This is a genomic window from Paraburkholderia translucens, assembly GCF_020881035.1.
Lineage (GTDB): Bacteria > Pseudomonadota > Gammaproteobacteria > Burkholderiales > Burkholderiaceae > Paraburkholderia > Paraburkholderia translucens.
This window is the reverse complement of record NZ_JAJITC010000019.1, coordinates 61,950-74,159: the sequence shown is the minus strand read 5'-3', so window position 1 is coordinate 74,159 and position 12,210 is coordinate 61,950. Positions and strand designations below refer to the sequence as shown.

Annotated in this window: 10 protein-coding genes; 3 read left to right on the top strand and 7 right to left on the bottom strand. The window is 65.9% G+C overall.

The annotated features are described in order from the left end of the window. Nucleotides 1-17 precede the first annotated feature (17 nt). Nucleotides 18-4,115 carry an ATP-dependent RNA helicase HrpA gene (gene hrpA / locus LJ655_RS26790; protein ID WP_230564180.1) on the bottom strand — a complete coding sequence of 1,366 codons (4,098 nt, stop codon included), beginning with the start codon at nucleotides 4,113-4,115 and terminating at the stop codon, nucleotides 18-20. A gap of 23 nt (nucleotides 4,116-4,138) precedes the next feature. Here hrpA and argA point away from each other — a divergent pair, with 23 nt between their 5' ends. The 3 genes from argA (at nucleotide 4,139) to proP (ending at nucleotide 7,920) form a co-directional block, all read left to right on the top strand. Further along, nucleotides 4,139-5,527 (top strand): amino-acid N-acetyltransferase, encoded by a 1,389-nt coding sequence (gene argA / locus LJ655_RS26785; protein WP_230564179.1) that lies wholly within the window; start codon nucleotides 4,139-4,141, stop codon nucleotides 5,525-5,527. A gap of 77 nt (nucleotides 5,528-5,604) precedes the next feature. Then, nucleotides 5,605-5,877 (top strand): oxidative damage protection protein, encoded by a 273-nt coding sequence (locus LJ655_RS26780; protein WP_026228676.1) that lies wholly within the window; start codon nucleotides 5,605-5,607, stop codon nucleotides 5,875-5,877. 573 nt (nucleotides 5,878-6,450) lie between these two features. Then, a complete protein-coding gene (gene proP / locus LJ655_RS26775; RefSeq protein ID WP_230564178.1) occupies nucleotides 6,451-7,920 on the top strand; it encodes a glycine betaine/L-proline transporter ProP in 1,470 nt (489 codons plus the stop codon). A 67-nt stretch (nucleotides 7,921-7,987) separates the two neighbouring features. Here the strand turns inward: proP and LJ655_RS26770 are convergent, their stop codons facing one another. The 6 genes from LJ655_RS26770 to LJ655_RS26745 form a co-directional block, all read right to left on the bottom strand. Beyond that, on the bottom strand, nucleotides 7,988-8,476 hold the full coding sequence (locus LJ655_RS26770; RefSeq protein ID WP_230564177.1) for a metallophosphoesterase family protein: 489 nt from the start codon (nucleotides 8,474-8,476) through the stop codon (nucleotides 7,988-7,990). Continuing rightward, nucleotides 8,473-9,291 (bottom strand): hypothetical protein, encoded by an 819-nt coding sequence (locus tag LJ655_RS26765; RefSeq protein WP_230564176.1) that lies wholly within the window; start codon nucleotides 9,289-9,291, stop codon nucleotides 8,473-8,475. The genes LJ655_RS26770 and LJ655_RS26765 overlap by 4 nt, the downstream gene beginning before the upstream one ends. Before the next feature lie 2 nt (nucleotides 9,292-9,293). Beyond that, on the bottom strand, nucleotides 9,294-9,869 hold the full coding sequence (locus LJ655_RS26760) for a TMEM175 family protein (protein WP_230564175.1): 576 nt from the start codon (nucleotides 9,867-9,869) through the stop codon (nucleotides 9,294-9,296). Between the two features lie 144 nt (nucleotides 9,870-10,013). Then, entirely contained in the window at nucleotides 10,014-10,367 is a 354-nt protein-coding gene (locus LJ655_RS26755) for a cupin domain-containing protein (protein WP_230564174.1), read from the bottom strand. Nucleotides 10,368-10,395: 28 nt separating this feature from the next. Next, nucleotides 10,396-11,793, bottom strand: a complete 1,398-nt coding sequence (locus tag LJ655_RS26750; RefSeq protein ID WP_230564173.1) for an FAD-containing oxidoreductase — start codon at nucleotides 11,791-11,793, stop codon at nucleotides 10,396-10,398. Between the two features lie 170 nt (nucleotides 11,794-11,963). Then, a complete protein-coding gene (locus LJ655_RS26745; protein ID WP_230564172.1) occupies nucleotides 11,964-12,152 on the bottom strand; it encodes a hypothetical protein in 189 nt (62 codons plus the stop codon). Nucleotides 12,153-12,210 lie beyond the last annotated feature (58 nt).

The following is a 12,210-nucleotide window of genomic DNA, read 5'->3' as shown; positions in this document are numbered from 1 at the left end:
GTTCGAACGCCATGACTCTAGCGCTGCATCGACTCCCACACCTTGTGCAGGCGCTTGACCGAAACCGGCATCGGGGTGCGCAACTCCTGGGCGAACAGCGAGATGCGCAACTCCTCGAGCAGCCAGCGGAATTCCGCAAGCCGCGGATCCATTACACCGCCGCGCTGGGAGAGCGCGCGCTGATAGTGCTGCTGCAACGGCTGGAATTCCGCGAACTGCCGCGCGTCGCGTGTGGGGTCCGCTCGCAGCTTGTCGATGCGCAGCGCCATCCCCTTCAAATATCGGGGGAAATGCGCGAGTTGCGCATATGGAGTATCGACGACAAAACGCTTGCCGATCAGCGCGTCAAGCTGGTTCTGCAGATCGGCGTGTGCGGCCGCGAAGGGCTTGGCCTGCAGGAGCTTCTTCGTGAGACTCGCATACTCGCCGAGAATCTGCCCGACCAGCCGCGAGATTTCCTGTGCGAGCAGCGTAAGACGGCTTCGCCCTTCGTCGCGTCGGGTGTGAAAGCTCGCATCGTCGTCGGGCAGCGGATCTTGCAGACACGCGCGGTCGAGCGCGGTGTCGATCAGCTGATCGCGCAGTTCTTCCTGCGTGCCGCGCGGCATGAACTGCATGGCCATTTCGCGCAGGCCGGGCAGATTCTTCTCCAGATACTTGATCGGCTCCTTCAACTGCAGCGCGAAAAGTCGACGCAAGCCCGCGCGATGAATCCGCGCGGCCTCTTCCGGCGAATCGAACACCTCGACATCACAATGCGTGCCACGATCCACCAGCGCGGGATAGCCGAACAGCGTCTGACCGCCGCGGCGAATTTCGAGCAGCTCGGGCAGCTTGCCGAAATTCCACGTGCTCAAGTTTTCATACAGTGCGGTGGCCGCGGCGCCATCCGGCGCAGAGGGCGGCGCAGCAGAGGCCGCGCCCTTGCCGCGCAGCGCCCCACTCGCAGCCAAACTCGCGGACTGCGCGCGCGTCGCGACACCGCCGCCGCCCGCATCGGCCAAGGCGGCGCCGGCCGCGCCCGAGACGAGCTTCTGAAAATGCTGCTGCGCCTGCGCGCCGAGCTCGGAGCGCAGTTGCGACAGATTGCGCCCCATCGCGAGCTGCCGCCCATGTTCGTCGATGACCTTGAAGTTCATGAACAGATGTGCGGGCAGCGTCTCGAGCTTGAAGTCGGACTGCTTCATCGCAACCTGCGTCTGTTCGCGCACGTCGGCGATCAACGCCTCCAGCAAGCCGCCTGCCCCAAACCGCTCTGCGCTGTGCCGCTCGGCGAAGCCCGCCGCATAGTCGGGCAGCGGCACGCAATGGCGGCGCAGTTTTTGCGGCAGCGACTTCAGCAGCAGTTGCGCCTTCTCCTTCAGCATGCCGGGCACGAGCCACTCGCAACGCCGCGCGTCGGCCTGGTTCAGCGCGAACAGTGGCACCGCGAGCGTCACGCCGTCGCGCGGCGCGCCCGGCTCGAAGTGATAGGTCAGCGCCATCTCGATGCCGGCCATCGTCAACCGCTTCGGGAACAGATCGGTCGTGACACCCGCTGCCTCGTGCCGCATCAGATCGTCGCGCGACAGATACAGGAGCCGCAGCTTGTCCTCCGCCTGGCCGCTCTTTTTGACCTCGTCGCGATACCACCGCTCGAACGACGCGCCCGTATAGATGCCGTCCGGCAGCGCCTGATCGTAGAACGCAAAGATCAATTCGTCGTCGACCAGCACGTCCTGGCGGCGCGACTTGTGCTCGATCTGCTCGATGTCGGCAAGCAGCTTGCGGTTGTGCGCGAAAAACGCGAGCTTCGTGTCGAACTCGCCTTCAACGAGCGCACCGCGAATAAACAGCTCGCGCGCGCGCGCCGGGTCCTGCTTGCCGAACACGACACGCCGCCGGTGATAGATCGGCAGGCCGTACAGCATCGCCCGTTCGAACGCGGACACCTGCGCCGCGCGCTTTTCCCAATGGGGCTCGGACAGCGATTTCTTCAGCAGATGCGCGCCGACCTTCTCGACCCACTCGGGCTCTATTTTTGCGATACACCGTGCGTAAAGCCGGCTCGTTTCGACGAGTTCGGCGGCCATCACCCACTTGCCCGCCTTCTTCACGAGCGCCGACCCCGGCCACAAATAGAACTTGATGCCGCGCGCGCCGAGATAGTACGGCTCATCGTCGGCTTTCAGGCCGATGTTGCCGAGCAGACCAGTGAGCAGCGCAAGATGGATCTGCTCGAACGTCGCCTCCGCTTCATTCAGCCGCCAGCCGTGCTCACGCACCACCGTCAGCAGTTGCGAGTGAACGTCGCGCCATTCACGCAGCCGCAGTTGCGACAGGAAGTTCTTGCGGCACTCGTCCTGCAGCTGCCGGTTCGATTTCTTGTGCGCAATCGCTTCATCGAACCAGTTCCAGATCTTCAGCCACTGCAGGAATTCGGAGCGCTCGTCGGCGAACCGGCGATGCGCCTGGTCGGCTTGCTCCTGCGCTTCGATCGGGCGATCGCGGGGGTCCTGCACGGACAGCGCGCTCGCGATGATCAGCACTTCCTTCAGCGCCTGCTGCTCGCGCGCGGCGAGAATCATGCGGCCGATTCGCGGATCGAGCGGAAGGCGCGCGAGTTCGCGGCCGAGCGGCGTCAGGCGGTTGTCGTCGTCGACCGCGCCGAGTTCGTTGAGCAGCTGGTAGCCGTCGGAAATCGCGCGGCCCGGCGGCGGTTCGATAAACGGGAACGTTTCGATCGCCGTCAGATGCAGCGACTTCATGCGCAGAATCACCGACGCGAGCGACGAGCGCAGGATTTCCGGATCGGTGAAGCGTGTGCGACCCTGGAAGTCGCTTTCCTCGTACAGGCGAATGCAGATGCCATCGGCCACCCGGCCGCAACGTCCGGCGCGCTGGTTCGCGGCCGCCTGCGAAATCGACTCGACTTGCAGTTGTTCGACCTTGTTGCGATACGAGTAGCGCTTCACGCGCGCGAGGCCGGTGTCGACCACGTAGCGAATGCCGGGTACCGTCAGCGAAGTTTCGGCGACGTTGGTCGCGAGCACGATGCGCCGCGCGTTCGACGCGCGAAACACGCGCTCCTGCTCGGCGGCCGAGAGCCGCGCGAACAGCGGCAGGATCTCCGTATGTGGCGGGTGATGTTTGCGCAGCGCCTCGGCGGCGTCGCGAATCTCGCGCTCGCCGGGCAGGAACACCAGTACGTCGCCGGGGCCTTCGCGGCACAGCTCGTCGACGGCGTCGACGATCGCTTCCATCAGATCGCGATCAGTCTCGCGCTGCGTCTTCGGGCGCTCGCGGCCAGACGACGCGGCGCCCGAGGTGCCTTGCGCCGCCTTGATCGCCGGGCTGTCCTCGACGACCGGACGGTAACGCACCTCGACCGGATACAGGCGCCCGCTCACTTCGATCACCGGGGCGGGCTTGTCGTCGCTGCCGAAATGACGCGCAAAACGATCGGCGTCGATCGTCGCCGAGGTCACGATCAGCTTCAGGTCGGGGCGCTTCGGGAGAATCTCCTTCAGGTAGCCGAGCAGAAAATCGATGTTCAGGCTGCGCTCGTGCGCTTCGTCGATGATCAGCGTGTCATACGCCTTCAGGAGCGGATCGGTCTGCGTTTCGGCCAGCAGAATGCCGTCGGTCATCAGCTTGACCGATGCGCCCGGCGCGAGGTTGTCGTTGAAGCGCACCTTGTAGCCGACCACTTCGCCGAAGGGCGTGCCGAGTTCCTCGGCGATGCGGCGTCCGGTCGCCGACGCGGCGATCCGGCGTGGCTGCGTATGGCCGATCAAGCCCTTGCCGCCGGCACCGGGACCACGGCCGAGCGCAAGGCAGATTTTTGGCAGCTGCGTGGTCTTTCCGGAGCCGGTTTCGCCCGACACGATCACCACCTGATTCGCCGCGATCGCCCGCGCAATCTCGTCGCGGCGAGCGGACACCGGAAGCGCTTCGGGGAACGTGATCGGTGGAATCGGATTTGGCTCGATCACCCGCGACGGTCGCGCCTCGCGCGGCGCGCGAGGCGCCTTGCGCGGCTCGCCGGATTGCGTGTCGCGCGAAGTGTGACGTTGCTCGCCGGCCGGCGCCGGTTTCTCGTTCGCCCCAGCGGGACTTTTGGGTACATTCGACATGGGGGCGCATTATAATCCCCGGCATGAATTCCCAAACCGACCTCGTCCCCGCGCCCGCGAGCGTTCCGGCCCCCACCGACTCGCCGGAGACCCTCGCCCAGCACGCGCAATTCGTCGACTGGATGCGTTCAGTCGCACCGTATATCCACGCGTTCCGCAACAAGACGTTCGTCGTCGGTTTCGGCGGCGAAGTGGTGCATCAGGGGTTGCTGAATGCGCTGGTGTCGGACATCGCGCTGCTGCAGGCAATGGGCATCCAGATCGTGCTCGTGCACGGCTCGCGCCCGCAGGTCGAGGAGCAGATGAGCCTGCACGGCGTCGAATCGGAGTTTTCGCACGGCATGCGCATCACCGACGCGCGGGCACTGGAGTCCGCGAAGGAAGCGGCCGGCGAAGTGCGTCTCGACATCGAGGCCGCGATCAGCCAGGGCTTGCCGAACACGCCCATGGCGCACGCGCACATCAGCGTCGTGTCGGGCAACTTCGTCACGGCGCGCCCGGTCGGCATTCTGGACGGCGTCGACTTCCAGCACACGGGCCTCGTGCGCAAGATCGACGCGGATTCGATCCGCCACTCACTCGCGAGCCGCAAGCTGGTGCTGCTGTCGCCGCTCGGCTTCTCGCCCACCGGCGAGGCATTCAATCTGTCGATGGAAGACGTCGCCTCGGCCGCGGCAATCGCGCTGCGCGCCGACAAGATCGTGTTCCTGACCGAAACACCGGGCCTGATGGAAGCCGGCGAAAGCGGCGCCGAACTGATCCGCGAACTGTCGCTCGACGACGCGTACAAGTTGCACGAAAGCGGCGAAGTCATCGGCGACGCCGGGTTTTACCTCAAGCATTCGATCCGCGCCTGCCGCGGCGGCGTGCCGCGCGCGCACATCATCCCGTACGCGCTCGACGGCAGCCTGCTGCTCGAACTGTTCCTGCACGATGGCGTCGGCACGATGATCTCGTACGAGAACCTCGAAAGCCTGCGCGAAGCCACGCCGGACGACGTCGGCGGCATTCTCGCGCTGATCGAGCCGCTCGAAGCGGACGGTACGCTGGTGCGGCGCGGCCGTCACCAGATCGAGCGCGACATCGACCATTTCTCGGTGATCGAGCACGACGGCGTGCTGTTCGGCTGCGCGGCACTCTATCCGTATTCGCAGGAGCGCATCGGTGAAATGGCGTGCCTGACGGTCGCGCCCGAAGCGCAAGGCACCGGCGACGGCGAGCGCCTGCTCAAGCGCATCGAGCAGCGCGCGCGGGCGCGCGGCCTCACGCGCATCTTCGTGCTCACCACGCGCACCGAACACTGGTTCCTCAAGCGCGGCTTCGTCAAGGCAACGGTCGACGACCTGCCCGAAGACCGCCGCCGGCTCTACAACTGGCAGCGCAAGTCACTCGTGCTGATGAAACAGCTTTGAGTGTCCGGTGATCGCCCCCATCTGATCCGAACAGGCGTCGTCTGCCCGTCCCAACACGATTACAGGAGAAGCACAGCATGACTCGTATGGTTCAATGCGCGAAGCTCGGCAAGGAAGCCGAAGGCCTCGATTTCCCGCCGCTGCCGGGCGAACTCGGCAAGCGGATCTACGAAAGCATTTCCAAGGAAGCCTGGCAGGCCTGGTTGAAGCAGCAGACCATGCTGATCAACGAAAACCGTCTAAACATGGCCGATCCGCGCGCGCGTCAATATCTGATGAAGCAGACCGAAAAGTTCTTCTTCGGCGAAGGCGCGGACACCGCATCGGGCTACGTGCCGCCGTCGGCCTGAGCCGCCCTCGACGGGAACGACACGACCCGTCACCCGAACTCACCGCACGTCAAAAAATCCGCGCCGCGAGCGCGGTTTTTTTCGCCTCAAGGCCGCTTACACGATCCTCCGTCATCGTGCTAACATGTGCGTCCTTTCAACATCAACTCACCTTCATTCGCGTTCGTTTCGAGTTGACTCACCGTGCGTATCAGTGCGCGGGCGTCATCCTCAAGCGAGCTGTTTTTAAACAGGAAGGCTCGTCGGTCGTTTCCCCGCCTCGGCGGCAAATTCAAGATCGGCCTTTTTCGTTTCAAGCCTTCAGCGGCGCATGGGCCATGCTTGCGGCCAACCCTGCGTCCTTCGTGCATCTGCCCCCCTTCCACGGCCACGCAGGTGCAACAGTCAGCACAATCTAGACGAGTGTTTTTTCGCGACCTGGTCGCGAGGCACGGGCGTTTTCTTTTTTCGCCCTCCGTTACGCCGCCGGCCATCCGGTGCCGCGGATGCCCTCGCCTTATTCGCGAAATTGCACTTCCAGCAACCGAGGCGGAACGCATCACGAGTTTCGTCGCAGTCATTGGAGTTCTAACCTTGACCGCTTCCAGCAACGGCTTCTGGCAACCTCGCAAACACGAACAACGCCTTTCTCTCGACGACATCACCGTCGTCGATCACTCCCTCCTGAAGCGGGCAGTCGGCGCCATGGCGCTCGGCAACGCGATGGAATGGTTCGACTTCGGCGTGTACAGCTATATCGCGGTCACGCTCGGCAAGGTGTTCTTCCCGTCGTCGAGCCCGTCGGCTCAGCTCATCGCGACGTTCGGCACGTTTGCCGCGGCGTTTCTCGTGCGGCCGATCGGCGGCATGGTGTTCGGGCCGCTCGGCGACCGCATCGGCCGTCAGCGCGTATTGGCAATGACGATGATCATGATGGCCGCGGGCACCTTCGCGATCGGCCTGATCCCCAACTACGCGACGATCGGCATTCTCGCGCCAGCGCTGTTGCTGCTCGCGCGCCTCGTGCAGGGCTTTTCGACCGGCGGCGAGTACGGCGGCGCCGCGACCTTCATCGCCGAATTCTCGACCGACAAGCGCCGCGGCTTCATGGGCAGCTTCCTCGAATTCGGCACGCTGATCGGCTATGTGCTCGGCGCGGGCACGGTCGCGCTGCTGACGGCGACACTGTCGACCGACGCGCTGCTGTCCTGGGGCTGGCGTGTTCCGTTCCTGATCGCCGGTCCGCTCGGCCTGATGGGTCTCTACATCCGCATGAAGCTCGAGGAGACGCCGGCGTTCAGGAAGCAGGCCGAAGCGCGCGAAGCCGAAGACCGCGCGCTGCCCAGGCAGCCGTTCCGTCAACTGCTCACGCAGCAATGGAAGCCGCTGCTGCTGTGCGTCGGCCTCGTGCTGATCTTCAACGTGACGGACTACATGGCGCTGTCGTATCTGCCGAGCTATCTGTCGGCGACGCTGCACTTCAACGAAACGCACGGTCTGTTCCTCGTGCTGCTCGTCATGATTCTGATGATGCCGATGACGCTCGCCGCCGGCCGTCTGTCCGACGCGATCGGCCGCAAGCCGGTGATGCTGCTCGGCTGCGTGGGTCTGTTCGCGCTGTCGATTCCCGCGCTGCTGCTGATTCGCATGGGCACGGTGCTGCCGGTGTTCGGCGGGTTGATGATTCTCGGGATGCTGCTGTCGTGCTTCACGGGCGTGATGCCGTCGGCGCTGCCGGCGCTGTTCCCGACCAGAATCCGCTACGGCGCGCTCGCGATCGGCTTCAACATCTCGGTGTCGCTGTTCGGCGGTACGACGCCGCTCGTGACCGCATGGCTCGTCGAGCGGACCGGCAACCTGATGATGCCCGCGTACTACCTGATGGGCGCATCGCTGATCGGCGTCGCGTCGGTGCTCGCGTTGCGCGAAACCGCGCGCAAGCCGCTGCTCGGCTCCGGTCCGTGCGTCGCGACGCGCGCCGAAGCGCACGCGGTGCTGCGCGGCGAGCGCGAGGCCGACGAGATGGATGAACAGTTCGCGGCGGCTGCGACCGCGCGTGCCTGACCCGCGCGCTGATTCCCCGCAAACCTAGTGTCGAAGCGGGCCGGCGAGTTTCGCCGGCTCGCTTTTTTTATGTCAGCAGCGAATCGAACGTTGCACGGACCTGCTCGCCCTCGACCATCAGCGTTCCCGCGCACACCGGCAGCTTGAAGCGCCGCGGCCCCGCGCTGCCCGGATTGACATACAGCACGCCGTCGCGCTCGGCGATCGACGGCTTGTGCGAATGGCCGCTCACCACGACGCGAACGCCCTCGTCGCGCGGCGCGCAGTCGAGATCGGCGATATCGTGCACGACGAGAATCGTCACCTGCTGCACGGTCAGCCTCGCATGCGTCGGCAGCGATGCGGCCCACTCGCCGCTATCGTTGTTGCCGCGCACTGCGGTGAGCGGCGCGATCTTCGCGAGCTTGTCGAGCACGTCCGTGTTGCAGATGTCGCCCGCGTGAATGATAGCGTCGCAGCCGTCGAGGTAGCGCATCGCCTCGGGACGCACGAGGTTGTGCGTATCGGATATGAGCCCGATACGGGTAGCAGTCGAAGGCACCCGGCGTGAAGTCATGCGCAGCCTCGCTCCGCCTGCGGCCCGGCCAGCTCTCGCGGCGCCGCCTGCGCGCGCCGCGGCCCGGCCAGCCAGCGGCGGGTCAACCCCTGCACGACGACCGAAACCACCGCCGCGCACGCAAACCCGGTCGCCACGCCGTATTGCGGCAACAGCGCTGCCGTCACCGCGAAGAACGCCGCGAACGAGCCGCGCCCGACCGCCATGCCGCGCATCAGCAGCGCGACGAAGTCCGCGCCATGCGAGCGCTGCGCCGACACCGCGAGCACGATGCCGAGCAGCGGAAATACCGACAGCACGCCACTCCACACCGCGCCCATCGAGGCTGAGGCCGTCGTTACCGCGAGCGTCAGCAGCGCGCCTGCGAGCATCCGCACGGCCAGATCGGCGCGCTCGACGCGCGCTGCCGGCACATGGCCCGTCGCACGCGGCAAGCTGCTCTGCGATACGGCAACGGCGACGCACGCCGCCGCCATCGCCCAGCCGAGCGAGCCGGGCAGCCGCACGAGCAGCAAAGCCGCGCCGAGCCAGCCGGCCATGCCCGCGACCAGGGCAAGCGGCCAGTCGAAGCGCCGGCAGGTCCACGCATAAGCCAGATTGAACGCCTCGGACGCGGCGATCGCCGCCACCGACGCCGCCGACGCCTGCGCCGCGAACGCCGGCCCGCGCTCGAGCGCAAGCAGCAGCACGATCGGCCCGGCGACGACCGGCAGCCCCGCGAGCCATCCCGCGACCGACGGTCCCCAGACGCGCGCGGCCGCCGTCAGCGCGGCAAGAAAAGCCGGCACCAGCACGAGCTTCAGTGCGAGCAACATGCTCAGGCCTCCAGCACGTGTTCGATGCGCCGGTCCGGCACGAACCACCACGCGGCGGCGAGCGCGTAAAGCGCGGCCGACACCCACGGCAAGACGAACGCGAGTCCGATGCCGAGCAGATAGATGACGACGGAGACCTTGCCCTTGAAGTCGCTGCCGAGCGCTTTGGCCAGCGCCGAATCGTGGCCGTGCTGATCGATCAGCGTGCGCGTCAGGATGAAGTACGCGATCGCCGACATGAACAGCACGATCCCGTACATCGCGGTCGGCCATGCGGCCAGATGATTTGCGCCGACCCAGTGCGTGACGGCCGGCAGCAGCGACAGCCAGAACAGCAGATGCAGGTTCGCCCACAGCACCTTGCCGTTGACCTTTTGCACCGCATGGAACATGTGATGATGATTGTTCCAGTAGATGCCGACATAGACGAAGCTCAGCACGTACGCGCAGAACACCGGCACGACCGGACGCAGCGCCGCGAGATCGTGGCCCTCGGGCACCTTCAGCTCGAGCACCATGATCGTGATGATGATGGCGATGACGCCATCGCTGAAGGCTTCGACGCGTCCCTTGCCCATGCGAGTCCCGGAGATCCATGCGGTTCGGCGCACAGCCCGCTCGCGCCTTGCGGGGGAGCCGCGCCGCTGCCGATTATCGGCGATGGCGCGAGGCTTTGTCGATGCGCGGCACCCGGCCGCGCGGATGTCGCGATGCGCCGCGGCTCAGGGGTAATACACGGCGAGCCATACGCTTGGCCCGGTGTCGCTCGTCCACGCGACGCGGTGCCGGCAATGCGCTTCGATCAGCACGTGATCGCCGGGCTTCAGCGGATGCGGCTCGGTTTCGCCGTCGAATTCGAGCACCGCCGCGCCGGCGAGCAGCACGACCCATTCGGCGCGCGGACTGTCGTACCAGAAGCCCGGCGGGCTCGCCTGCCCGTTCGAGACGATCCGCTCGATCGTCACGCCGCCCTGCTCGACGAGCGCGTCGACATGCTCATCGGGCGTCGCCGCCAATTGAGCGACGGCGCCGAACAGATTGCCGCTGCTGCGTGCGGGTTTGAGCGAGCTCGTCATGGGCGTGTCGAGTCGGGGTCGATGCCGCTCATTGCATGGGTTTGAGCCCATCGAGCAGCGTCGGCACCAGCTCGCTGATCGTCGGATGCACGTGCATCGCGTATTGCAAGGTCGGATACGGCGCGTCCGCGGTCATGATGTCGACGAACGTATGGATAGCCTCGTCGCCCTCGATGCCATGAATCGCCGCGCCGAGTATCCGCCTGCTGCGGGCGTCCACGAGCGCCTTCATGAAGCCGTCGGTTTCGCCGCGCTCGCGCGCGCGGCCCACACGCGACATCGGCATCGTCGCGATCAGCGCTTCGCGGCCACTTTTGCGGACCTCCTGCTCCGACATGCCGACGCGCGCGAGCGGCGGATCGACGAACACGGCGTACGTCATGATCCGCGTGTCGACGCTGCGCGCGCCGCCGTCGAGCAGGTTCGCCGCGACGATCTGGTAGTCGTCGTAGGACGTATGCGTGAACGCGCCGCGCCCGTTCACGTCGCCGATCGCCCAGACGCCCGGCACGCTGGTGCGCAACTGGCCGTCGACGATGATCGTGCCGTGCCGGTCGGTCTCGATGCCGGCGGCGTCGAGACCGAGATCGTCGGTATTCGGCACGCGGCCGGTCGCCAACAGCAAATGCGACGCCTCCATGGCCGGAATGTTCTGCTCGAAGCCGATGCACACCTCGTTCGCACGATGCGGATGCGGCTCGACGCGCGTCGGTTGCACGCCGAAATGGAACTCGACACCATCGCGAGCGAGCACCTTCTGCACCGACTCCGCGAAATCGGCATCCTCGCGGTTGAGCACGCGCTCGCCGCGCACGAGCACGCTGACGCGGCTGCCGAAGCGGCGAAACACCTGCGCGAATTCGAGCGCGATATAGCTGCCGCCGACGATCACCAGATGACTCGGTAATTCGGTCAGTTCGAGCAGCGTCGAGTTCGTGTAGTACGGAATCCGCTCGATGCCTTGGAGCGGCGGCACGACGGCACGTGTGCCCGTGTTGATGAAGATTTCGAAGGCGCTGAGCTCGTCCAGCAGTTGGCCGTCGCGCCCGCTGATCGCGAGCGTACGTGCGCCGGTGAAACGCGCGTGGCCGTTGAACACCGTGATGTTTTCCGTGCCGCGCAGCCACTTTTCGACGCCGCTGCGCGACGCTCCGATGATCTGGTCCTTGCGCGCCTTCACGGCCGCAAGATCGACGCTGACCGGCCCGACCTGCACGCCGAGCTGCGCCGCGTGGCGCGCCACGTGCGCCGCGCGGGCGCTCGCCACATAGGATTTGGTCGGCGTGCAGCCGACGTTCACGCAGGTGCCGCCGAACTCCGCGCGTTCGATCACCGCGGTACGACGGCCGCTTTGAGCGAGGCGCACCGCAAGCGGCGAACCGCCTTGTCCCGTACCGATCACGACTGCGTCGAAGTGCTGTGGCATGGCAACTCTCCCGGGGCTGGATGCAGTTCGTAGCATCTTACGCTGAGTCCCACGGGCTGCCATGCCGGGATGGGCGCGGGATGTGCCGGTGGCCCGTCTGGCCGCGCGCAAGGCCGCGCGCAAGGCGGCGCGATTCGGTTCGGATTACTGCGTTTGCTGCCCTGAACTTCTCAAGCGTGACAATGAACCGCGCAAATCAATTCGCGCGAACGTTGCAACGCGGCCTGCGCCCCGCGCGCGGCGAACACCCAGCCGACCTGGCCGAGATTGAAGTCCTGCGACACCATCACCTGCATGAGCGCGACCATCGGCAGCACGACCGATGGCCGGTAAAGCTGGTTCCTGATCAAGTCTGACATCACACCCCCCAACGCGTGACGCCGCTTCGGCAACACGCACCAGTAACGTTTCGATGGG

Excerpts from the sequence above, each read along its gene's own strand:
- hrpA (WP_230564180.1), bottom strand. The coding sequence starts at position 4,115 with ATGTCGAATGTACCCAAAAGTCCCGCTGGGGCGAACGAGAAACCGGCG.
- argA (WP_230564179.1), top strand. The coding sequence starts at position 4,139 with ATGAATTCCCAAACCGACCTCGTCCCCGCGCCCGCGAGCGTTCCGGCC.
- LJ655_RS26780 (WP_026228676.1), top strand. The coding sequence starts at position 5,605 with ATGACTCGTATGGTTCAATGCGCGAAGCTCGGCAAGGAAGCCGAAGGC.
- LJ655_RS26770 (WP_230564177.1), bottom strand. The coding sequence starts at position 8,476 with ATGACTTCACGCCGGGTGCCTTCGACTGCTACCCGTATCGGGCTCATA.
- LJ655_RS26765 (WP_230564176.1), bottom strand. The coding sequence starts at position 9,291 with ATGTTGCTCGCACTGAAGCTCGTGCTGGTGCCGGCTTTTCTTGCCGCG.
- LJ655_RS26760 (WP_230564175.1), bottom strand. The coding sequence starts at position 9,869 with ATGGGCAAGGGACGCGTCGAAGCCTTCAGCGATGGCGTCATCGCCATC.
- LJ655_RS26755 (WP_230564174.1), bottom strand. The coding sequence starts at position 10,367 with ATGACGAGCTCGCTCAAACCCGCACGCAGCAGCGGCAATCTGTTCGGC.
- LJ655_RS26750 (WP_230564173.1), bottom strand. The coding sequence starts at position 11,793 with ATGCCACAGCACTTCGACGCAGTCGTGATCGGTACGGGACAAGGCGGT.
- LJ655_RS26745 (WP_230564172.1), bottom strand. The coding sequence starts at position 12,152 with ATGTCAGACTTGATCAGGAACCAGCTTTACCGGCCATCGGTCGTGCTG.